We start from the raw sequence: 21,617 nt of genomic DNA on the forward strand, positions 1-21,617 counted from the left end.
TATGGCAGGCTGATGCAGCTTATTACAACAACACCGGCGCTTGCCGAATTCTGTGCGGCGGCGCGCGCTGCGCCCTATGTTACCGTGGATACGGAGTTTCTGCGCGAGCGCACCTATTATGCGCAGCTGTGTTTGCTGCAAATGGCCCTTCCCGGCGCGGACGGGCCGGCATCCGGGCCTGCGGTGCTGATTGACCCGCTGGCCGAGGGCTTGTCGTTGGAGCCGTTTTACGAGTTGCTGTGCGATGAAAGCACCATCAAGGTGCTGCATGCCGCCCGTCAGGACCTTGAGATATTCTTTATTGACGGGGGCGTGTTGCCTACGCCCTTGTTCGACACGCAGGTCGCCGCGATGGTGTGCGGGTTCGGCGATCAGGTCGGCTATGAAACGCTGGTGCGCAAGCTGGCCAAGGGTCAGGTCGACAAGACGTCACGTTTCACAGACTGGTCGCGCCGCCCGTTGTCCGAGGCACAGTTGAAATATGCCCTTGCCGATGTCACGCATCTTCGGGTTGTTTATGAAAAGCTGGCGCAGAAACTTCAGGCCACGGGGCGTGCACCTTGGGTCGCGGAAGAATTGCAAACCCTGTCCGATCCCGAAACCTATATCCAGCGCCCCCATGAGGCATGGATGCGCGTGCGCACCCGAAACGATTCAGGGCGTTTTCTGGCAATCGTGCGTGAACTGGCCAGCTTCCGAGAGGCGTATGCGCAAGGGCGCAATGTGCCGCGGTCGCGGGTGTTCAAGGATGATGCGCTGCTGGAATTGGCCTCTGTCAAGCCTGTTGTTCCCGATGACTTGTCGCGCACGCGCCTGCTGATGCGCGAGGCCCGCAAAGGTGATATTGCCAAGGGCATTCTGGAATCTGTTGCGCGTGGTATGGCCTGTGATCCCGCAGATTTCCCGCAACCCCAGACTGTGCGCGAGAATATGCAGGTAAATCCGGCCCTTGCCGATTTGTTGCGCGTGCTGCTGAAGGCCAAATCCGACAGCACGGATGTCGCGGCGAAGCTGATTGCGTCGGCGTCTGATCTTGATGCGCTGGCCGCAGGGTTTCGCGACATTCCCGCACTGGTCGGCTGGCGCGCCGAGGTGTTTGGCGCAGATGCGCTGCGCCTGTGCGACGGGCAGGTCGGGCTTGCGGTGAAGGGTGACAAGGTCAATGTATTCGAGCTGTAGACGCGGGATTGGTAAACGCGGGATTGGCAGTGCATCGCCGGTTGCCGGATATGCGACTGGCGCGTGAGCGCCGTAATTCAGGGGGGCTGGAATTGACCTTGTGCCGGACCAGGGGCATGTTCGGGTAATGAAGCCCTGGCCAATCATCCGATCGCCGATTCCCTTCGACCGCGCCGCCGGTCAAGAGGCGCGCGCGCTGTTTTCCGATCTGTCCGACGCGCAATCCGGTCTGGTTGCCGGTGCGGCAGGGTGCAGCCCCTATCTGAAAACACTGATGACGCGCGAACGCGACTGGATGGTGGCTGCGTTTGATAATGACCCTTGGGATTATTTGCAAACCGAACTGGATGCGCTGGACGGTCTTGCGCTGGCCGACATGTCTGCGCGCTTGCGGCAGGCCAAACGGCGGGTTGCGCTGCTGGCAGCGCTGGCCGATCTGGGCGGTGTGTGGTCGCTGGATCAGGTCACAAGGGCGCTTAGCGATCTGGCCGACCGCGCCACCCATGTCGCGCTGACTGCGCTGGTCAGTGATGAAATCCGGCGCAAGAAACTGCCCGGCGCGCAGCCCGAAGATGCGGCAACAGGCGCGGGCATGGTGGTGCTGGCCATGGGCAAGATGGGCGCGCGCGAACTGAATTATTCGTCTGACATCGACCTGATCTGCCTGTTTGATGAGACGCGCTTCAGTCCGCAGGATTATCTGGATGCACGCGCCAGCTTCATTCGTGTCACGCGCAAGCTGTGCGGGCTGCTGTCCGACCATACGGACGAAGGCTATGTGTTCCGCACCGATCTGCGCCTGCGCCCCGACCCGTCAGTCACGCCGGTGTGCCTGTCGATGGATGCGGCGGAACGCTATTACGAAAGTCTTGGGCGGACATGGGAACGCGCCGCGTATATCAAGGCGCGGCCCTGTGCCGGTGATCTGGCCGCAGGGGGGCGGTTTCTGGAAACGCTGCGCCCCTTCGTGTGGCGCAGGCATCTGGATTTCGCGGCCATTCAGGATGCGCATGACATGCGCCTGCGCATCAAGGCGCATAAGGGGCTGGGCGGTGCGCTGTGTCTGGAAGGGCATGACATAAAACTGGGGCAGGGCGGCATCCGAGAGATCGAGTTTTTCACCCAGACACGCCAGTTGATTGCAGGCGGGCGCGATCCCGACTTGCGCTGCTCGCGCACTGTTGACGGATTGGCTGCGCTGGCCGCCAAGGGCTGGATTCCCGCAGATGTGGCTGAAAAACTGACGGCCCATTATGTTGAGCACCGCGAGATTGAGCACCGCCTGCAAATGGTGCAGGACGCCCAGACCCAGAAACTGCCCACCAGCGCGGACGGAATGGACAGGATTGCGCGGTTCACGGGGCTGGAGGATACGCAGGTGTTTCGCGACCATCTGCTGCACAGGTTGCGCGATGTGGCTGACCTGACCGAAGGCTTTTTTGCATCAGACACGCCCCCTGATCTGGATGAGCCCGACCTGTCGGACGCGCAGCAAGACATTATCGACGGCTGGCGCAGCTATGCCGCCCTGCGCTCCGAGCGCGCGAAAGAGTTGTTCAAGCGCGTGCGCCCCGCGCTGCTGACGCGGCTGCAAGATGCCGCAGACCCGGAGGCGGCACTGGTCCAGTTCGACCGTTTTCTGGGCGGCTTGCCTGCGGGTGTGCAGCTTTTCGCCCTGTTCGAGGCCAACCCCCAATTGATCGATCTTATCGTCGATATCTGCGCGACATCACCGCGACTGGCAAGCTATCTGTCGCGCAATGCGGCGGTGTTCGATGCTGTGATTGGCGGCGGGTTCTTTGCGCCCTGGCCGGGAACGACCGCGCTGCAACGTGATCTGGCCGACCGTCTTGCGGAATTGGATGATTATGAACGCCAGCTGGACGCTGCGCGTGTCTGGGCGCGGGAATGGCATTTCAAGGTGGGCGTGCATCATCTGCGCGGATTGATCGACGCGTTCGAGGCAGGCGTGGAATATGCATCGCTGGCAGAGGCCACGCTGGCGGCCTTATGGCCGGTGGTGGTGGCAGAGTTTTCACGCAAGCACGGCCCGCCACCCGGACAGGGCGCGGTTGTGCTGGGTATGGGGTCACTTGGTGCGGGGCGGTTGAATGCGGCATCCGATCTGGACCTTATCGTGATTTATGATGCCGACCCGTCGGACAATTCGGACGGCCCGCGCCCGCTGGATACGCGCAGCTATTATGCACGTCTGACCAAGGCATTCCTGACAGCGATCAGCGCGCCCACTGCCGAAGGGCGCCTGTACGAGGTGGACATGCGGCTGCGCCCGTCCGGCAGGCAAGGCCCTGTTGCCACTAGTCTGACAGCGTTTCGTGACTATCAGTTCAATGATGCATGGACATGGGAACATCTGGCGCTGACGCGGGCGCGGCGGGTTGCTGGCGCGGTGGCGCTTGGCGACCGCATCGAGGCTGTGCGCCGTGCCCTGTTGCAGGACAAATCCACTGGCGCGCATATCCGCAAGGACGTGGCCGATATGCGCGCCAGATTGTCCGAGGCCAAGCCCGCCCACGGCCTTTGGGATGCGAAGGCCGGTCCGGGCCGGTTGATGGATATCGAACTGGCGGCGCAGTTCTGCGCGCTTGCTGCGGGCCACCATGGCCGCCGCGTCGAGCAGCAGTTGCGCGCCGGTGTGAAGGCTGGCGTCATCACCGACAAGGACGAAGCGCGTTTGCTGGCGGCGTATCGTTTGTGCTGGACAATGCAGGCCACGGGGCGGCAACTGGCCGACCAGATTTCCGATATTGCCGATCTTGGCCGCGGCGGGCAAAAATTCATCCTGAATTCTGTCGGGTGTGAAACTGTGACGGTCTTGGCGGACAGGCTGAAAGAAATGTGCACGATGTCTGAAACAGTGATAGATATGATCTTCCCGCAAGATCATGAAAAGCAGGGTAAGGCCAGAAATGACACAGATGCATGACCCGAAGGGGCTGATCCGCGAAAGCTACCGGATCGAGGGGATCAGTATGGGGGAGTGCCGCTCGATCCTGATAGATTGGGCGCTAAGCCTGCCTGCCGGTCAGGACCCCGTGCTGGCCTTGCGTGCAATGCTGGACCAATATGGCAATGATGCGCCCGATCACCCTATGACCGCATTGTTGCAAGAAGGGCTGACACCCCGCCCGCCACGCCCACGCAAGGGGCGCGGCAAATGACAGGTTCGATTGTCGCGGATCTGGAGGTTGATGCAGTTGGCCTGCTGTGTCCGCTGCCGGTGCTGAAGGCGCGAAAGCGGTTGCAACAGATGCAACCGGGTCAGGTATTACGGGTGCTTGCCTCTGATCCGGCAGCGGTGATTGATATTCCGCATTTCTGCCAGCAATCAGGCCATTGCCTGATGCATTCGGAAAGCACCGGCGCGGCAACCGCCTATTTTATTCGCTGCCGTTGAATGTGGCGAATCCTGCTGCGGATGCTGGCCTGATGCAATCTTGTTTACCCACTTGCATCAAGGCCGCCCGCGTGCTGGCGCTCAGCGGTTCCAGAACCTTAGCCGCGCGGGCGCCATGCCGCGACCGGGTTTGGCAGCAGCGGCCAGCATGGGCGCGGGGCCGGGGCTGATATGGATGGGGGTGCCATCGCGGACCATGGCATAGATATCTTCCATCTCGCGGTCACTGACGGCGATGCAGCCGTCAGTCCAGTCACCGCGTGCGTTCTGGAATTCCGGGCCGCGCCCGTGGATGAAGATATCGCCACCCGGACGCCAGCCATTCTCGCGGGCGTGTTCCTTGTCGGCTTCATTGGGATAATCCAGCCCGATGGACAAATGGAAGCGGCTGTTGGGGTTGCGGCGGTCAATGATGTAGTTGCCTTCGGGCGTCCGGCGGTCGCCTTCGCGTTCCTTGTGACCATACGGGTTGCCACCCAGATCCACATGAAACACACGCAGCAACCGGTCATGGTGCCACAATTCCATGCGCCTGCTGGCCTTGTAGACCATCACTTGCGTGACTTCCGGACCGTTATAGGTGCGGAACTTGCTGGGCTTTGTGGAACATGCCGCGACTGCGACCAGCACCGTCAAAGCTGCGATCAAACGAAATAACTGCATCACTGCCTCTGGCTTTTCTTGCAGCTTTGCCTGAATTCCGGACGTCTGCCAAGAAATTTCGCCAAACCGATCACGCGGCTGTGTTATCCCTGCCTCAGGATTTGTCCTGCTGGTTCAGGCGGGTTTCGATGGCGGCAAGGCGCCGCAGAACCTCGTCGCGGTAATCCTCGGTCGCCTGATTGCTCTCGGCGGCATGGGCGTCCTGCATGGAATTGACGATCAGACCGACCAGCAGGTTCACAACCGCGAAGGTGGTCACCATGATGAAGGGCACAAAGAATGCCCATGCATAGGGATAGGCTTCCATGACAGGGCGCACAATCCCCATGGACCACGATTCCAGCGTCATGATCTGGAACAGCGTATAGGCCGAATTGCCCAGATCACCGAACCAGTCGGGAAAACTGTCCTTGAACAGTTTCGTGGCCATGACCGCGCCGATATAGAACAACATGCCCATCAGCAGAAAGACCGACCCCATACCGGGCAGGGCCTTGATGAACCCCTCGACCACACGGCGCAGGTTTGGGCTGACAGACACCACGCGCAGCAGCCGCAGAATGCGCAAGGCGCGCAGCACGCTGAAGGTTTGTGCACCGGGCACCAGTGAAATGCCGACAATCAGAAAGTCGAACACATTCCAGCCCGACCGGAAAAACGACAACCTGTGCGCGTGGAATTTCAATGTGATTTCCAGCACAAAAATCGTCAGGCACAATTTGTCCAGCGTCAGGATCAACGGGCCGGCAGCGCCCATCAATGTGTCAGATGTTTCCATGCCCAACAGCACGGCATTGAATACAATGACCCCGATAATGCCGTTGCGCACCCATGCCTGTTCCAGAAATGCGGCTGTCTTTTCGCGGCTGAACATTGTCTTTTCCCAAATCGGTGTTGTTGGCTGCGATATGCTATCTCAGGAACTGGGCTGCAAGCTCCACATGGGGGCTGAAGCGAAATTGATCGACAAGCTGCACCCAATTCAGGCGATACCCGCCCTGTATCAGCGATTTTGCGTCGCGTGCGAATGTCACGGGGTTGCAGGACACAGCGGCAATCACGGGCACATTGCTGTTTGCCAGCGCCCTTGCCTGTGCGTCTGCGCCCGCGCGGGGCGGGTCGATGACCACCGCATCAAAGCGCGCCAGATCTTCCGGAAGAATGGGGTTGCGAAACAGGTCGCGGGTCTGTGTGGTAATCCGCTTCAGTCCGGTTGCATGGCGCCAGCCCGCGTCCAGCGCCGCCAGCATCGCGCCGTCCCCCTCCACGGCATGAACCTCTGCGTGTTCTGCCAATGGTATCGCGAAGGTTCCGCAGCCCGCAAACAGGTCGGCAATATGTCCGGCTGTGCCGACAGCATCCGCAACCGCTGCCTGCAATGCGGCTTCTGCGGGTTTTGTGGCTTGCAGGAATGCGCCGGGCGGGGGCGTGACACGTGCGCGCCCGATATTGTGAAAGGGCGGGTGCTCTTGCGCAATCACCTCGCCATCCCATGCCAGTCGCGCAAGACCTGCCTGTCCGGCCCATTGCCCCAGATTTGCCCGTCGCGGCCCATCCGGGGCCTTGCCGCCGGTGACCGCCAGATCAAGCCCCGCATCCGAGAGTGTCAGCGCCAGCGACAACTCGCCCTTGCGCGACCCTTCGCGCGCTGTCAGATCTTGCAGCAGGGGCAGGGCGGCCGTCAATTCGGGGTGCAGGATCAGACAATCCGGAACCGCCGTTACGACATCCGATGCGCGGGCATGAAACCCCACCAAAGCCCCGGTTTTCAACCTGCGTCCGGTAAATGTGGCGCGGCGGCGGCTGTGCAAGGGCGTGATATGGGGGGCGCGAAACGGGGCCTCGATCCCTTGTGCGGCAAGGGCTTGTCGCACGATGTCGTGTTTCCAGCCGGTGACAAAATCGTCCCGCGCATGCTGCAGCGCGCAACCGCCACAGCTTCGGTAATGCGGACAGGGCGCTTTTATGCGCTGGTCTGACGGCGTTATGATGCGCGGCGCAGCCATACGCCCGCCTGCAACGTCGCCTTCGACCACTTCCCCCGGCAAGGTGCGCGGCACAAAGACCGGACCGTCGGCAATGCCGTCGCCTTGATGGCCCAATCGGGTGATGGTCAATGTCGCCATGGCAGGGGGCATCCGCTATTGCTGAAATCCTGTGCCAGATACGGTGCGGTTACGTTGCTGGCAAGTCATCATCGCAGCCCAGAAACCCGCCTGACTGCCGTTCCCAGAAACGGGCATAGGTGCCGCCCTTTTCCAACAATTCGTCATGGGTGCCCTGCTCGACAATACGCCCGTCATCCAGAACAATAATGCGATCAAGTTGCGCAATGGTCGACAGCCGGTGCGCGATGGCCAGAACGGTCTTGCCCTCCATCAGCGGCTCCAGTGCGGATTGCACGGCGGCTTCCACTTCGGAATCCAGCGCGGATGTTGCTTCGTCCAGCACCAGAACAGGGGCATCTTTTAAAAACGCGCGCGCAAGCGCGATGCGCTGGCGTTGTCCGCCCGACAGGCGCACCCCGCGCTCGCCCAGATGCGCGTCATATCCCTTGCGTCCTTCATGGTCCCGCAGGCCCAGAATGAACTCATGTGCTTCTGCGGCGCGGGCGGCGGCCTCGACCTGTTCGCGCGTGGCCTCTGGCCTGCCATAGCGGATATTCTCGAACGCCGAGCGGTTGAACATGGCCGTTTCCTGCGTGACCATGGCAATATTGCGCCGCAAACTTTCCTGCGTCAGGGCGCGAATATCGTGCCCGTCCAGCGTGATGCGCCCCCCTTCCACGTCATACAGCCGCAGCAACAGCGCCACCAATGTCGATTTTCCCGCACCCGAGGCACCCACGATGCCGATCTTCTGGCCCGCAGGCACATGCAGCGACATGTCTGTTACCCCGCCGGTGCGCCGCCCATAGGCAAAATCCACGCCGTCCAGCCGGATATCACCCTTGGCGCGCCCAATATCGACCGCGTCTGGCGCGTCGGTCAGGTCGGGGGCAGGGGTCAGGGTTTTCATGCCATCCTCAATCTCGCCCAGATTGCCATAAATGGCCATCAGAACAAAACTGACCCAGCCGGTCATCTGTGCAATGCGAATGGCCACGGCACCGGCTGCGGCAATCCCGCCAGGTGTCGCCGCGCCCATGGTCCACAGCCAGATGGTGCCCCCGATCAGCAGGACCGGCAACAACCCCGCCACCACCATCAGCCAGAACCGGAACAGCGCCTGCACTTCGCCGAATTCAATCGCGCGGTTGCGGAAAATGCCCATCGCGTTCAACGCGGCGCGATCCTCGAAATCGGCATGGGCAAACAGTTTGACGGTTTTGATATTGGTAATGGTGTCCACGACCTGCCCGCTGACCTGCGCGCGTGCCCCCGCCCGCGCGCCTGCCGATTTGCGGACCTTCGGCAGGAAATACCGGATCAGGGCCAGATACCCCACCAGCCAGAACGACAACGCAAACGCGATCCGCAGGTCAATCGTCAGCAACAAGATGACCGAGCCAAGAATGGATGCCAGCGCAAAGGCCATCGTGTTGATGGTTTCATTGGCCACATCTGTCAGCGCGCGCGCCGTCTGGACCTGTTTCTGCGCAATCCGGCCTGCAAAATCATTGTCAAAAAACGTGACGGGCTGGCCCAATGTCCAGCGGTTCAGGCGTGATTGCACCAGCACATAGACATTTGGCTGCACCACAATCGCGTTCGCCGCCGATGACAACCCGAAAGCCATCGGGCGCAGGATGATGAAGAACAGCACAAAACCCGCAATCAACGCCAAGTGCTGGCCGAAAAAGCCGGCGGGGCCAGTGTCGACAACCGCATCGATGATCCAGCCCATCAACAGCGCCGAGATGACCTCGGTCGTGCCGACCAGCGCCGAGATTGCCGCCGCCAGCAGCAAAACCGGCCATGCCCCGCGCACCGACCACAGGATGAACCGCCACAGGCTGTGCGGCGGGGCCGTGTCGGCAGGGGCGAATGCGTCAATCAGCCCCGCCAGCCATTGTGTGCCATTCGCGCCATGACGGGCAGTCTTTGGCGGATCTATGTCGGTTCGTTGCAGCACATGGCCCCTCATTCGCTTTTGCAAACATATAGGGGCAGGCGGGGGCGTTGGCCAGTCAGCCCAGCAATTCCTCGCGCGTCAGCGTCAGGCCGGAGGCCAGCCAGCGGGTTTCCAGCGCTTTCAGGCATGCGCCCAGCTCGGGGCCTTGCAGATGCGGCAGATCGGCGGCGCGGACGGGAAAACGGGCCGCCGCGCCACGGTGCAATTCGTCCTGCCAGTCTGGGGGCAGCGGGGTTTCCATCAGCGCGGCGCGCGCCACAATGACATCTGCGCCCTGATCCGCGCCCAGCAAGTACCCAAGCTGCGCAGAGCCTTGCAGCGTGCCAACCGCCGCGCGCATCTGCGCCAGATTGCGCGCCTCCGCACGCGTCAGGCGCAGCCTGTCACTGTCACCACCAAGCACCAGCAACCGCCGCAACCACCGGCGCGGCATGTCCCCTTCCAGATGGACCAGACGCGGCAGTCCCCGCGCATCCGCGCCAGCCACCACCTGTGCCAGCACCCCGCATTGCGCCATGGCCGCAACCGCAGGCGCAGGGTCGCCTGCCGCCAGCAATTTGCGCATTTCCGCCCCGATCCGTTCCGCCGATAACTGCCCCATACCCTGCGCGCCGCGTGCACAGGCATCCAATGCGTCCGCGTCCAACCCATGTGCGGGATCGCCATATTGGGCGTGAAAACGGAAGAATCGCAGAATACGCAGATAGTCTTCTTGAATGCGCGCGCGTGCATCGCCCACAAACCGCACCCGCCGCGCGCGCAAATCCGCCATGCCGCCCAGCGGGTCAATCACCCGACCGCGCGCATCGGCATAAAGCGCGTTCATGGTGAAATCGCGCCGCGCGGCGTCTTCGGTGACGTCCGTGGAAAAGGCCACAGTCGCGTGGCGGCCATGGGTTGCGACATCGCGGCGAAAGGTTGTGACTTCATATCCTTCGCCACCCGTAACAAGGGTGACCGTGCCATGATCCAGACCCGTTGGCACCGCGCGCAGCCCCGCAGCCTGCGCCATTTCCAGCACGCGTTCGGGGCGGGCGTCAGTCGCGATGTCCACATCCGTGACCGGCACGCCCAACAAGGCGTTGCGCACACAGCCGCCCACCACAAACGCCTGATGCCCCGCATCCGCCAACAGCGACAGCACAGTTTGCGTGCCCGGATTGCGCAGCCATGCCCCGCTTATGGTCTGCATCGGTCCATCCTGTCGGCCAGCCCGCGCAGAATACGCGCAGTCGCCCCCCAGACGTAATACGGTCCCCATGGCACAATATAATAATTCCGCCATGTGCCGCGCCAGATCCGCCGCTCGATCCGGAAACGCGCAGGATCGGTCAGGTGCGACAGGGGCGCACGGAATATTTCCGCCACTTCGCCCGGTTCGGGGCGGGGGGTGAACGCGCGCGTGATCTGCGCCACAATCGGGGTGACCTGAAATCCGGTCACGGTTTCATGCGGCGGCAGACGCCCCAGTATCTCGACCGCGCCATCGGGCAGCCCGATTTCCTCGCGCGCCTCGCGCAGGGCTGTGTCCACGGCATTTGCATCATTGGGGTCCTGCCGTCCGCCCGGAAAGGCAATTTGCCCCGGATGGTGGCGCAGATGCGATGCGCGCTTGGTCAGAATGACCTGCGGCCCCTGCGGCCCGTCCTGAATGGCCACCAGCACGGATGCGGGGCGCAACACGCGGTTTTCGGGCAGGATAACCGGCGGGTTCAGGTCAAAATCGCTTGACGCCCCCCCCTGCGCTGCGTCCAGTGCTGCACGCAGATGCTGGGTCAGATCAGCCGCCATTGCCTTCAAACCCAAGGGTTGCGGGGTCCATGATGTAATGCGCGCCGCAAAACTGGCAATCGGCCGTGACCGTTCCTTCGGGCGTGGTCATGGTGGCGATATCCTTGGCCGAGTAGATGGACAGCGAATTGCGGACCTTTTCTTCGGAACATGAACAGCCGAAATGCACCGCCTGCGGGTCGAACACGCGCGGGGCCTCTTCGTGGAACAGACGCAGCAGCAATTCGGGCGGCTGCACATTCGGGCCAATCAGCTCCAGCTCCTCGACCGTGTCCAGCAACAGGTTTGCACGGCCCCAGTCTTCGTCCAGCGCGTCGCGTTCGCGCGGGGCGGTGCCCGATGCTTGCGGCATGTGCTGCAACATCACCCCGCCCGCGCGCCATTTTGCGTCCTGTCCGGGCAGAACAGACCGCCCGAAGGACAGCGCGAAGCGGGTGGGCAATTGTTCGGACTGGTCGAAATAGGCTTCTGCGCAATCGGTCAGCGATGCCCCGCTTAGTGGCGTCAGCCCCTGATAGGGTGTCATGCCCTTGCCCTGATCAATGACAATCGCGAAGTAGCCCCGTCCGATCTGGGCAAACGGGTCCACGGTATCTTGCAGCCGGTCACGGTCGAAACTGGCATAGGCGCGGATCTGCGCCGGTGCACCGTCTGCGGTCGGGGCGAAATAATCGGTGGCAATCAGGCGCACAGGCCCGTCGCCGCGAATCTGCAGCGACAAGCGCCAGCGCAGCTTGATCGTCTGGCCGATCATCGCGGTCAGCAGGCAGGCCTCGGCCACCAGCGTCTCGACCAGTTCGGGATAGTCGTGGCGCGACAGCACGCGCTCCAGCGCTGTGTCCAGACGCGCCACGCGCCCGCGAATGTCGCTTCGGTCCAGTTGAAACGGCAAAACCGTATCATCCCAGGCGATCTGGCCCCCGATACTCATAGCAGTGTTCCTTGCATTTGCTGGCCATACGTTGCCCGTATGGCAATTAGCCCCGTCATATAGGAACCTTTGGCCAATGGCCAAGGGGGGTCAACGCACCCAGTGGCCCATCTCGCGGATCTGGCGTTGCAGTTTGCCGTAAGTTCGCGGCAGATGGGCGCTTTGCATGCGCGCGCGCAGATCCCGCCCCTGATGTTTGAACACCATGCGCCGGAACGCCACATACTGGTTGAAAATATCCCACAAATGCGGGGCCCCCGTGACACGCTCCAGCACCTCGACCGCGTGAGGGGTGCCTGTGGCATAGACAACCGGCAACGCGCGGTAATGCAGTGACAATTCCCCGTCCAGCCCCCCGTCCAGGCCCACGCCCGCTGCCGGTCGCCCGCCCTTCAGACGCGCAATGACCAGCGGCAGCGCGATCTGGTCCAGCCACGGAAACAGCGCCTGCGTGGCCATGCTCGGTGGGGGGCTGGCCGCAATGCTGCGGGCAAAATCCTCGTAGATCTGTCCAAATTCAACAGGGCAGGGGCCGGTAAACCAGCCAGCGTTGAAATACATATACCGCCGCCAGTCATCGGCACCGAAGCGTTTGTCCAGTGTCGGGTCCATATCCAGCCCGAACATGTCATACAGCGCCCCCCATATTTCGGCGAATCCCGCACCGTATAAGGTGATGCGCGGCCATGTAGGTTCCACCATCACGGACGCTGTGGCGCGCGCGGCGTCCACCCCGTCCAGCGCGCCGGTGATCAGCGTGTCTGTATCAAAGAATATGAACGGCTCGCCCTTTGGCAACAGGCGCAAGGCTTCGATCTTGTTGCCATTGGGATAGGCCTCGCCCCAGATCCGGTTGTGCAGCGGCACAATATCCGCCCCAAGCGCGCGCAATTCACGCCGGATCGCCGGACGGCTGATGCGCGGATCACAGGACCACAGCGGGCCGGGCTGCGGCTCGGCCACGATCAGGTTCAGGGCGCTATTTTGTGGAAAATGCCGCAGGGATGCCGCAAATAACAGCGCCTCATATTGCAGCCGCCCGTCCTGGGCAATGATCAAGATATTGCGAATGGCACTCACGGTCAGGGGCCTTGTTGAACTATCCCGACCCTAGCGCGCGCCGCGCACAGGCGAAAGCCCTTTCATCTTGCCTCAAATACTCCGGGGGTGCAGGGGGCAGCGCCCCCTGCTTTTGTTGCGGAAACCGGCTCAGCAATTGGGAATATTGACCGCAAGCCCCCCCAGCGCGGTTTCCTTGTATTTCTCGGACATATCGGCGCCGGTCTGGCGCATGGCCTCGATGCAATTGTCCAACGGCATGAAATGGGTGCCATCGCCGCGCAGCGCCAGACTGGCCGCCGAAACTGCCTTGATGGCCCCCAACCCGTTGCGCTCGATACACGGGACCTGCACCAGCCCCTTGACCGGATCGCAGGTCATGCCAAGGTGGTGTTCCAGCGCGATCTCGGCGGCGTTTTCAATCTGCGCGGGGCTGCCGCCCAGAACCGCGGCCAGCCCTGCTGCCGCCATTGCCGCCGCAGACCCGACTTCTGCCTGACAGCCGCATTCCGCCCCTGAAATCGAGGCGTTATGCTTGATCAGCCCGCCAATGGCCGCAGCGGTCAGCAGGAAGTCATCCAGCCTTGCGGGGCTTGCACCGGGGACATGGTCCAGCCAGTAGCGTATGGTCGCGGGCACCACGCCCGCAGCACCGTTGGTGGGGGCGGTCACAACTTGCCCGCCGGCCGCATTCTCTTCATTCACAGCCATTGCATAAACGCCGATCCAGTCGTTGATCGTATGCGGCGCGGTCAGGTTCAGGCCCTGTTCGGCGTTCAGCGCTTCCATGATGCCTTTGGCGCGTCTGCGCACATTCAGCCCGCCGGGTAATGTGCCGTCTTTCGTCAGGCCAAGGGAAATACACTCGTTCATCACCTGCCAGATCCGGCGCAACCCCTGGTCCAGATCCGAGGGGCTGCGCAGTTTCAATTCGTTCGCGCGTTTCATGGCCGCGATGCTTTTGCCGGAGGCGCGCGCCATCTCAAGCATTTGTGCAGCACTTTCGAACGGGTAGGGGAAATCTGCGGCAGGCGCGGGCGGTGGGGCGCCCAATTCGTCCTTGGTTACAACAAACCCGCCCCCGATCGAGAAATAGGTTTCTTGCGCAATCACATCGCCCTGCGCGTCGGTCGCCATCAGGATCAGCCCGTTTGCATGGCCGGGCAGGGGCGGGCCATAGTCGAAAATCAGGTCGGTTTTGGGGGCAAAACGCAACTGGCCCAGCCCCTGCGCCTCCACAGTTCCGGTGCGGTCGATCAGTGCCAGTGCGCTCTCGGCGCGCGCGGCGTCATAGCTGTCGGGCGTGAAGCCCGCAAAGCCCAGAATAACGGCGCGATCACTGGCATGGCCAACCCCCGTAAACGCAAGCGATCCATGCAGACTGGCGCGCAACCCCGCCACGCCAAAGGGCAGACCGCGCAGATGGTCCAGAAACCGCGCCGCCGCCACCATTGGCCCCATTGTGTGTGACGATGACGGACCTATGCCAATCTTGAACATGTCGAATACGGAAAGAAACATATTCCGGCCTTTTCCCATTGGTTTTGCATGACTATGACAGCTATCCAAGGCACAGGCCATGGGGCAGCTTTAATGCGACATGTAACTTGCGCTTTTTGACATCCTGTCGACTGCAATGGCCAAGGGTTGACGTGAATCATTGTCCTGCCCGTGATTTCTGGCATCATATGGCGATGATGACGCATTTTAGAACGCTGACCTTCGCCGGTGCCTTGCTCGTCCTGGCTGGCTGCACCCCGTTCACCACCCCGCAGGCCGGGCGCGCGCTGTATGACCAGAACTGCGCGGCCTGTCATGGCACGGATGCGCGCGGCGGTGCGCAGGTGCCGGACCTGACCGCGCTGGCGCGGCGGTATGGCGGGGACTATCCGCAGATGCTGGTGCTGGACAAGCTGGACGGGTATGCGCGCGGGCAGACGGTGTATGCGGGGGCTGAAATGCCGGAATTCGGCCACCTGCTGACAGGGCGGCTGACGCGGGTGCAGACGGGTCAGGGCCTGTCACGTCCGTTGCCCGAACCGATTGTTGCGCTGGACGCTTATTTACAGTCGATTCAGCAATAGGGTTTTTGCGCGCGATTTGCCCTTAAAACTCGGTCACAAACCGCCTATAAGGCCGCAAACCGTGTATTGAGGGCTTGCCATGACCGACCAGCTTACCCCTGTTGACTGCGCGAAATTCGCGGCCGCCCATTGTGCCGCTGACTTCGTGCAGGATGGTATGCGCGTGGGGCTTGGGACCGGATCGACAGCGGCATGGCTGGTGCGCCGTCTGGGGCAGCGCGTGCGACAGGACGGTCTGCGCATCATCGCCGTGCCCACATCCACGCGCACATCGCAACTGGCGCGCGAAGTGGGCATTAATGTCGTGTCGCTGGATGAGGCGCGCTGGCTGGACCTGACCATTGACGGGGCCGATGAATTTGACGCCGAACTGACATTGATCAAGGGCGGCGGCGGGGCGCTGTTGCAAGAAAAGATCGTGGCCACCGCATCAGACCAGATGGTCGTGATCACCGACGCCGCCAAGGAAGTGGCGGCCTTGGGCGCATTTCCCTTGCCGGTCGAGGTGATTCCCTTCGGCTGGCAGGCATCCAAGGCACTGGTTGAGGAAATTCTGGCCTCCATGGATGTGATGGGGCGGCAATCCAGCCTGCGTATGAATGGCGACCAGCCCTATGTGACGGATGAAGGGAATTATATTCTGGATCTGGCACTGGGGCGTATCGGCAACCCGCGGCAATTGGCAATGGTGCTGAATCAGGTGCCGGGTGTGGTGGAAAACGGGTTGTTTGTGGATATCGCGGATCAGGTTGTCATTGGCCACGCAGACGGCACATGTGAAACCCGCGATCTGTCCAGCGGTGTTGCCGAAGTGACAATGTCGCAGGTCGATCTGGCGGACACGCGCAATATTTTCAGTGATCTGTAAGGGGCTGGCATGAGTTTTGACTATGATCTTTTTGTAATCGGCGGCGGGTCGGGCGGTGTGCGTGCCGCGCGTATTTCCGCGTCCGAATACGGGGCCAAAGTCGCGCTTGCCGAAGAATACCGCATGGGGGGCACCTGTGTCATTCGCGGCTGCGTGCCCAAGAAACTGATGGTTTTCGCCTCCGGGTTCCCCGGTGCTGTGGCCGATGCGCAGGCATATGGGTGGGACGCAAAAATCGGCGCGTTTGACTGGCCCGCCTTCCGCAGCCGGCTGGATACGGAACTGGCGCGGCTGGAAGGGATTTACCGCGCCGGTCTGGACCGTGCGGGCGTCACTGTATTCGACAGCCGCGCCACGCTGGCTGATTCGCATACTGTGCAACTGGCCGATGGCAGCAAGGTGACGGCGCGCCATATCTTGATCGCCACAGGTGGCACGCCTGTCGTGCCCGAAAAATGGCGTGACATGGGGGCCATGACCTCGAATGAGGTGTTCTTGATGGACCGCCTGCCCAAATCCATCCTGATTGTGGGCGGGGGCTATATTGCCAGTGAATTTGCCTGCATCTTCAACGGGCTTGGCGTCAAGACAACACAGTTTTACCGTGGTGCGCAAATCCTGCGCGGGTTCGACGAAGAAGCGCGCGGCCATATCTCGGATGAGATGTGCGCCAATGGTGTCGATCTGCGTCTGGGCACGGATGTTCTGGAAATGGAACGCCGCGAGGATGGCACCACATGGGTCAAATCCACCACAGGGCATGATGCAACCTATGATGCCGTCATGTTTGCCACGGGCCGCAAGCCCAATACTGACGGGCTGGGACTGGACGCGCTGGGGCTTGAACTGGGGCGGGGCGGGGCCATACCTGTCGACAAATACAGCCAGACCGCGGTTCCGTCTGTCTATGCCGTGGGTGATGTGACCGACCGCGCCAATCTGACGCCGGTGGCCATCCGCGAAGGGCATGCGTTTGCTGATACAGTGTTCGGGGGCAAGCCCACCTATTTCGATCACGGGCTTATCCCGACAGCCATTTTCACACAGCCCGAATTCGGAACTGTCGGCCTGTCCGAGGAGGATGCCCGCGACAAAGGGCCGATAAACGTGTATGCTGCGGCCTTCCGTCCCATGCACAGCCTGTTCGCGGGGCGGCAGGGCCGCGCGCTGATGAAGCTGATTGTCTGCGCGCGCAGTGACAAGGTTCTGGGGTGTCACATTGTCGCGGATCATTCGGGTGAGATGATCCAGCTTGCCGGTGTTGCCATCGCCATGGGGGCAACCAAGGCTGACTTTGACCGCACCCTGGCAGTGCATCCGACCATGGCAGAGGAGTTGGTAACGATGCGCACGCTCACGCGCTCTTGGGGTGACTAAGGGTTGAATTCGTGGTGGGTAAGACCACTTGATGATATAAACTAACGTAATCAAACAAAATGGAGTCCAGATGTCTGGAAACAACGGTGGACCTTGGGGAGGCGGCGGTAATCGCGGTGGCGGTAACCGTGGCAATGGAAGTGGCGGCGGACGGGGTCCCGGTGACCAGCCACAAATGCCCGAAATCGAAGAGATTGTAAAAAAGGGCCAGGAACAACTGCGCGTCCTGATGGGCGGTCGCGGTGGCAATGACGGCGGTAGCGGGACCGGCGGGCCCGGTTTTTCCAAGCGCGGCGTATTGCTGGGGCTTGTTGCACTGGTGGTGATGTGGGCGGTCGCGTCCTTCTACACTGTGCGTCCGGAAGAACGGTCTGTCGAACTGCTGTTCGGCCAGTATTACAAAACCGGCAATCCCGGCCTGAACTTCGCGCCGTGGCCAGTGGTTTCGCACGAAGTGGTGCAGGTTACGACCGAACGTGTCACCGAAGTGGGCACCGGTCGCAGCGCATTGGACACCGGCCTGATGCTGACACGCGACGAAGCGGTGGTTGATATCGAATTTCAGGTGGTGTGGAACGTGACCGATCCCGCGCGCTTCCTGTTCAATCTGGCCGACCCTCGCGAAACCGTGCGCGCCGCATCCGAATCCGCGATGCGCGACATTATCGCACGCTCGGAATTGTCGCCAATTCTGAACCGTGACCGCGGCTCGATCGCGGCCGATTTGCGCGCTGCAGTGCAGGAACTGCTGGACAGCTACGAATCCGGCATCAACGTGATCCGCGTGAACTTCGACAAGGCCGACCCGCCCGAACAGGTGATCAGCGCCTTCCGCGACGTGCAGACGGCACGTCAGGAACGCGACCGGCTTGAACGCGAAGCCGATGCATATGCCAACCGCGTTCTGGCGCAGGCACGCGGTCAGGCCGCGCAGGTTCAGGAAGAAGCCGAAGCCTACCGCGCCGAAGTGGTGAACAACGCCCAGGGTGAAGCCGCGCGCTTCGTGTCTGTCTATTCCGAGTATGTGAACGCGCCTGAGGTGACACGCAAACGTATGTATCTGGAAACCATGGAACGTGTGCTAGGCGACATGAACCTGACAATTCTGGACAATGTCACCGGCAACGAGGCAGGCGGCAGCGGTGTGTTGCCGTATCTTCCCTTGAATGAACTGACCCGCCAGAGGAGCACCAACTGATGAAAAAAGCAGGTATTCTACTGCCGGTTCTGGTCGTGGTGATTGTCACCGCATTTTCGGCATTGTTCATCGTGGACGAGCGCGAGAATGTTCTGGTGCTGCAATTCGGTCAGGTGAAACAGGAAATCAGTGACCCGGGCCTTGGGTTCAAGATTCCCTTCATTCAGGAAGTGGTCCGCTATGACGCGCGGATTCTGGGCCTGCAAACACAACCGCTGGAAGTCACCCCATTGGATGACCGCCGTCTGGTTGTCGACGCGTTCCTGCGCTGGCGTCTGGAAGATGTCAGCCGCTTCCGCGAAGCCGTTGGCGTGGACGGTGTGCGTGCCGCACAGGGCCGCATGGACCGCATCATGAATGCAGCCATCCGCGAGGTTCTGGGGTCCGTGCCATCCAACACGGTGCTGTCCGAAGACCGTACATCCTTGATGAACCGTATTCGTGATCTGGCACGCCGCGAAGCGCTGTCACTGGGCATCGAGGTGATTGACGTGCGCCTGACACGCACTGACCTGCCGCAGGAAAACCTTGAAGCCACCTTCGCGCGGATGCGCGCGGAACGTGAACGCGAAGCCGCTGACGAACGCGCCCGCGGGAACGAGGCGGCCCAACGGGTGCGCGCACTGGCGGACCGGACCGTGATCGAGCTTGTCTCCTCGGCGCGCCGCGAAGCTGAAATCGTGCGCGGTGAAGCCGATGCGGAACGCAACCGTGTCTATGCCGATGCGTTCAGTCTGGACCCTGAATTCTTCGCGTTCACGCGCTCCATGCAAAGCTACGAGCGTTCGCTGCGCGGCGACAATTCCACGATGGTTCTGCGCCCTGACAGCGAATTCTTCACCTTCCTGCGCGGGGACGGCATGACCCAAGCCATTCTGGACACGGCAGACGCAGCGGCGGCAGATATTGCCCGCGACCCCGATCTGGTGCGCCAGCGCGCCCCCGAACCGGATTCCGACGAACCAGAGGCCGTGCGCGAACTGGAAGCCATCATTGGCAACTAAGGGGCGCATCGCGTGAGCGTATCGACACTGGTTCTGGCCTTCGGGCTGGTGCTGATCTTCGAGGGGCTGGTCTTTGTACTGGCCCCTCGGCGTATTGAAGAATTGCTGCGCCTTTTCGCGGCCTTGCCGGTCGAAACGCGCCGCTTGATCGGGCTGGTGGCGCTGGCCTTCGGGGCGGTGCTGATAGCCCTGGCGCGGGTTATCGCCGGCTGACACAGGGGCGCGGCATGTCGTGGCTTGTACTCTCTGCCGTTCGGGAATGCCGCCAGCAGACATGTGCGGCAAACCCGCAGGCCCCTGTTTTCCTGACATGATTTCACATATGATTGAAAAGCTGACACATTATTTGCGTTTCAACACTTCATCTTTATCTATTCCGGTATGATAGTCGTACCTGACACGCAGTCCGTAATCCGTATCCGAGAGGGAGCGAAAGAAATGATCTCACGCGCCGCGCAATCTGCCTTGCCCCGGCCTTCAGCGTTATATGGCCTGAAGTTGCTGACATTGGCATTTGTCTTGTTGATGGCACAACTTGCCATGCTGGCCGCACAGGACCGTCCGGAAAGTTTTGCCGATCTGGCCGAACGGGTCAGCCCTGCTGTGGTTAATATCACAACGACGACCACAGTGGCCTCACGCCTCGATGACGGCATGCCGCGCCTGCCCGAAGGGTCCCCGTTCGAGGATTTCTTCCGCGACTTCTTTGACACACCCGAAGGACCGAACCGCAACCGTTCGCGGCAAAGTCAGGCACTGGGATCGGGGTTCGTTATCTCGGCGGACGGGTATCTGGTGACGAACAACCATGTCATCGACGGAGCTGATGAAATCCGGGTAGAGTTCTTCTCGGGGTTGGAATTGCAGGCCGAACTGATCGGGACCGACCCTGCGACAGATATTGCGCTGCTGAAGGTCGATCATAGTGATGATTTGCCCTTCGTGCCATGGGGCGATGCGGAAACCGCGCGCGTCGGTGATTGGGTTATTGCGGTGGGCAACCCGTTGGGGCAGGGGTTTTCTGTCAGCGCGGGGATTATTTCTGCCCGTGGCCGTGCCTTGCAGGGCAATTATGACGACTACATCCAGACGGATGCCGCCATCAACCGTGGCAATTCCGGCGGGCCGCTGTTCAATATGGACGGCGAGGTCATTGGCGTGAATACCGCCATTCTGTCACCCACAGGCGGGTCGATCGGTATCGGGTTTGCGATGTCGTCCAATGTGGTGGTGAATGTGGTCGATCAGTTGCGCGAATTCGGCAGCACCCGCCGCGGTTGGCTGGGTGTCCGTATTCAGGACCTGAATGACGAAATGGCAGAAGCGATCGGCCTTGACGCTGCCGAAGGCGCAATGGTCACCGAAGTCATGGAAGGCCCCTCGCTTGAGGCCGGAATGCAGGCTGGTGATGTGATTTTGCGGTTCGATGGGGGGCGCGTGGCGGATACGCGCATGCTGGTGCGCCGTGTGGGCGAAGCGCCTGTCGGCAGCGATGTCGATGTCGTGGTGTTCCGCGGCGGCGAAGAGGTCACGCTGAGTGTGGTTCTGGGCCAGCGCGAACTTGCCGAAGGAACAGCCGCGCCCGAACGTGGTGCCCCGTCCGAGACCCTTGAACCCGCCAGCGTTCTGGGCATGGAATTGCAGGGCCTGACGGATGCGCTGCGCGCGGAGCTTGACCTGCCTGCAACCGCACAAGGGCTTATCGTGCGCGGTGTCGATGACGACAGCGACGCCGCAGCCAAGGGTGTCATGCCGGGTGATCTGATCACCGAGGCCAACCAGCAAGCTGTGACCACGCCGGAAGAATTGCGCCAGCGCGCCGAAGAGGCCCGCGAGGCAGGGCGCCGGTCCTTGCTGGTGTTGTTGCGTCGCGGGGGCGATCCACGCTTTCTGGCGCTGTCACTGGACGACTGACGACACTGCGGCTCATCTGTGTTAAACAACAAGGCGCGCGCAAACTTTGTGCGCGCC

At 61.6% G+C, this 21,617-nt stretch carries 20 protein-coding genes; 11 read left to right on the forward strand and 9 right to left on the reverse strand.

Features of this window, described 5'->3' with window-relative positions; all coding sequences use genetic code 11:
* Positions 1-12 precede the first annotated feature (12 nt).
* From rnd to ACTIE1_RS01110, 4 genes are all read left to right on the forward strand, one after another.
* Positions 13-1,179: a ribonuclease D gene (rnd, locus tag ACTIE1_RS01095; RefSeq protein ID WP_439560223.1), complete on the forward strand. Its 1,167-nt coding sequence runs from the start codon at positions 13-15 to the stop codon at positions 1,177-1,179.
* Positions 1,180-1,306: 127 nt separating this feature from the next.
* Positions 1,307-4,126: a bifunctional [glutamate--ammonia ligase]-adenylyl-L-tyrosine phosphorylase/[glutamate--ammonia-ligase] adenylyltransferase gene (gene glnE, locus ACTIE1_RS01100; protein WP_439560222.1), complete on the forward strand. Its 2,820-nt coding sequence runs from the start codon at positions 1,307-1,309 to the stop codon at positions 4,124-4,126.
* Positions 4,110-4,361 (forward strand): hypothetical protein, encoded by a 252-nt coding sequence (locus ACTIE1_RS01105; protein ID WP_439560221.1) that lies wholly within the window; start codon positions 4,110-4,112, stop codon positions 4,359-4,361. The genes glnE and ACTIE1_RS01105 overlap by 17 nt, the downstream gene beginning before the upstream one ends.
* Complete coding sequence (locus tag ACTIE1_RS01110) at positions 4,358-4,597, forward strand: sulfurtransferase TusA family protein (RefSeq protein WP_439560220.1); 240 nt, start codon at positions 4,358-4,360, stop codon at positions 4,595-4,597. The genes ACTIE1_RS01105 and ACTIE1_RS01110 overlap by 4 nt, the downstream gene beginning before the upstream one ends.
* Before the next feature lie 81 nt (positions 4,598-4,678).
* On the opposite strand, the gene ACTIE1_RS01115 is transcribed toward ACTIE1_RS01110, so the two are convergent.
* The 9 genes from ACTIE1_RS01115 to ACTIE1_RS01155 form a co-directional block, all read right to left on the reverse strand.
* The gene (locus ACTIE1_RS01115) at positions 4,679-5,260 is read right to left on the reverse strand and encodes a L,D-transpeptidase family protein (protein WP_439560219.1); all 582 of its coding nucleotides are present in this window, start codon (positions 5,258-5,260) and stop codon (positions 4,679-4,681) included.
* Positions 5,261-5,354: 94 nt separating this feature from the next.
* Positions 5,355-6,134 carry an ion transporter gene (locus ACTIE1_RS01120; protein ID WP_439560218.1) on the reverse strand — a complete coding sequence of 260 codons (780 nt, stop codon included), beginning with the start codon at positions 6,132-6,134 and terminating at the stop codon, positions 5,355-5,357.
* 37 nt (positions 6,135-6,171) lie between these two features.
* The gene (locus ACTIE1_RS01125) at positions 6,172-7,386 is read right to left on the reverse strand and encodes a class I SAM-dependent RNA methyltransferase (protein ID WP_439563226.1); all 1,215 of its coding nucleotides are present in this window, start codon (positions 7,384-7,386) and stop codon (positions 6,172-6,174) included.
* A 49-nt stretch (positions 7,387-7,435) separates the two neighbouring features.
* Positions 7,436-9,268 carry an ABC transporter ATP-binding protein gene (locus ACTIE1_RS01130; protein WP_439560560.1) on the reverse strand — a complete coding sequence of 611 codons (1,833 nt, stop codon included), beginning with the start codon at positions 9,266-9,268 and terminating at the stop codon, positions 7,436-7,438.
* A gap of 121 nt (positions 9,269-9,389) precedes the next feature.
* Positions 9,390-10,526: a CCA tRNA nucleotidyltransferase gene (locus ACTIE1_RS01135; protein WP_439560216.1), complete on the reverse strand. Its 1,137-nt coding sequence runs from the start codon at positions 10,524-10,526 to the stop codon at positions 9,390-9,392.
* Positions 10,514-11,125 (reverse strand): CoA pyrophosphatase, encoded by a 612-nt coding sequence (locus tag ACTIE1_RS01140; RefSeq protein ID WP_439560215.1) that lies wholly within the window; start codon positions 11,123-11,125, stop codon positions 10,514-10,516. Before ACTIE1_RS01140 ends, ACTIE1_RS01135 begins: the two co-directional genes overlap by 13 nt.
* Positions 11,115-12,056 (reverse strand): Hsp33 family molecular chaperone HslO, encoded by a 942-nt coding sequence (locus ACTIE1_RS01145; RefSeq protein WP_439560214.1) that lies wholly within the window; start codon positions 12,054-12,056, stop codon positions 11,115-11,117. Before ACTIE1_RS01145 ends, ACTIE1_RS01140 begins: the two co-directional genes overlap by 11 nt.
* Positions 12,057-12,146: 90 nt before the next feature.
* Complete coding sequence (locus ACTIE1_RS01150) at positions 12,147-13,136, reverse strand: hypothetical protein (RefSeq protein WP_439563227.1); 990 nt, start codon at positions 13,134-13,136, stop codon at positions 12,147-12,149.
* Positions 13,137-13,265: 129 nt separating this feature from the next.
* Positions 13,266-14,636 (reverse strand): L-serine ammonia-lyase, encoded by a 1,371-nt coding sequence (locus ACTIE1_RS01155; protein ID WP_439563228.1) that lies wholly within the window; start codon positions 14,634-14,636, stop codon positions 13,266-13,268.
* A gap of 131 nt (positions 14,637-14,767) precedes the next feature.
* Between ACTIE1_RS01155 and ACTIE1_RS01160 the strand changes: the two genes are divergently transcribed.
* The 7 genes from ACTIE1_RS01160 to ACTIE1_RS01190 all read left to right on the forward strand — a co-directional run bounded on the left by ACTIE1_RS01160 (position 14,768) and on the right by ACTIE1_RS01190 (position 21,560).
* Entirely contained in the window at positions 14,768-15,199 is a 432-nt protein-coding gene (locus ACTIE1_RS01160) for a c-type cytochrome (protein WP_439563229.1), read from the forward strand.
* Positions 15,200-15,278: 79 nt separating this feature from the next.
* The gene (gene rpiA, locus ACTIE1_RS01165; protein WP_439560211.1) at positions 15,279-16,067 is read left to right on the forward strand and encodes a ribose-5-phosphate isomerase RpiA; all 789 of its coding nucleotides are present in this window, start codon (positions 15,279-15,281) and stop codon (positions 16,065-16,067) included.
* A gap of 9 nt (positions 16,068-16,076) precedes the next feature.
* Complete coding sequence (gorA, locus tag ACTIE1_RS01170; RefSeq protein ID WP_439560210.1) at positions 16,077-17,444, forward strand: glutathione-disulfide reductase; 1,368 nt, start codon at positions 16,077-16,079, stop codon at positions 17,442-17,444.
* Between the two features lie 70 nt (positions 17,445-17,514).
* Positions 17,515-18,642, forward strand: a complete 1,128-nt coding sequence (gene hflK, locus ACTIE1_RS01175) for an FtsH protease activity modulator HflK (protein ID WP_439560209.1) — start codon at positions 17,515-17,517, stop codon at positions 18,640-18,642.
* Positions 18,642-19,646, forward strand: coding sequence for a protease modulator HflC (gene hflC / locus ACTIE1_RS01180; RefSeq protein WP_439560208.1), 1,005 nt, complete (start codon positions 18,642-18,644; stop codon positions 19,644-19,646). The genes hflK and hflC overlap by 1 nt, the downstream gene beginning before the upstream one ends.
* A gap of 12 nt (positions 19,647-19,658) precedes the next feature.
* Positions 19,659-19,859 (forward strand): DUF2065 domain-containing protein, encoded by a 201-nt coding sequence (locus tag ACTIE1_RS01185; protein ID WP_439560207.1) that lies wholly within the window; start codon positions 19,659-19,661, stop codon positions 19,857-19,859.
* 225 nt (positions 19,860-20,084) lie between these two features.
* Positions 20,085-21,560 (forward strand): Do family serine endopeptidase, encoded by a 1,476-nt coding sequence (locus ACTIE1_RS01190; protein WP_439560206.1) that lies wholly within the window; start codon positions 20,085-20,087, stop codon positions 21,558-21,560.
* The last annotated feature ends 57 nt before the right edge of the window (positions 21,561-21,617 follow it).

The sequence above is a fragment of the Roseinatronobacter sp. genome, from assembly GCF_051859525.1.
Lineage (GTDB): Bacteria > Pseudomonadota > Alphaproteobacteria > Rhodobacterales > Rhodobacteraceae > Roseinatronobacter.

Coding starts and splice junctions, on each gene's coding strand:
- rnd (WP_439560223.1), top strand. CDS start 13: ATGCAGCTTATTACAACAACACCGGCGCTTGCCGAATTCTGTGCGGCG.
- glnE (WP_439560222.1), top strand. CDS start 1,307: ATGAAGCCCTGGCCAATCATCCGATCGCCGATTCCCTTCGACCGCGCC.
- ACTIE1_RS01105 (WP_439560221.1), top strand. CDS start 4,110: ATGACACAGATGCATGACCCGAAGGGGCTGATCCGCGAAAGCTACCGG.
- ACTIE1_RS01110 (WP_439560220.1), top strand. CDS start 4,358: ATGACAGGTTCGATTGTCGCGGATCTGGAGGTTGATGCAGTTGGCCTG.
- ACTIE1_RS01115 (WP_439560219.1), bottom strand. CDS start 5,260: ATGCAGTTATTTCGTTTGATCGCAGCTTTGACGGTGCTGGTCGCAGTC.
- ACTIE1_RS01120 (WP_439560218.1), bottom strand. CDS start 6,134: ATGTTCAGCCGCGAAAAGACAGCCGCATTTCTGGAACAGGCATGGGTG.
- ACTIE1_RS01125 (WP_439563226.1), bottom strand. CDS start 7,386: ATGGCGACATTGACCATCACCCGATTGGGCCATCAAGGCGACGGCATT.
- ACTIE1_RS01135 (WP_439560216.1), bottom strand. CDS start 10,526: ATGCAGACCATAAGCGGGGCATGGCTGCGCAATCCGGGCACGCAAACT.
- ACTIE1_RS01140 (WP_439560215.1), bottom strand. CDS start 11,125: ATGGCGGCTGATCTGACCCAGCATCTGCGTGCAGCACTGGACGCAGCG.
- ACTIE1_RS01145 (WP_439560214.1), bottom strand. CDS start 12,056: ATGAGTATCGGGGGCCAGATCGCCTGGGATGATACGGTTTTGCCGTTT.
- ACTIE1_RS01155 (WP_439563228.1), bottom strand. CDS start 14,636: ATGTTTCTTTCCGTATTCGACATGTTCAAGATTGGCATAGGTCCGTCA.
- rpiA (WP_439560211.1), top strand. CDS start 15,279: ATGACCGACCAGCTTACCCCTGTTGACTGCGCGAAATTCGCGGCCGCC.
- gorA (WP_439560210.1), top strand. CDS start 16,077: ATGAGTTTTGACTATGATCTTTTTGTAATCGGCGGCGGGTCGGGCGGT.
- hflK (WP_439560209.1), top strand. CDS start 17,515: ATGTCTGGAAACAACGGTGGACCTTGGGGAGGCGGCGGTAATCGCGGT.
- hflC (WP_439560208.1), top strand. CDS start 18,642: ATGAAAAAAGCAGGTATTCTACTGCCGGTTCTGGTCGTGGTGATTGTC.
- ACTIE1_RS01190 (WP_439560206.1), top strand. CDS start 20,085: ATGATCTCACGCGCCGCGCAATCTGCCTTGCCCCGGCCTTCAGCGTTA.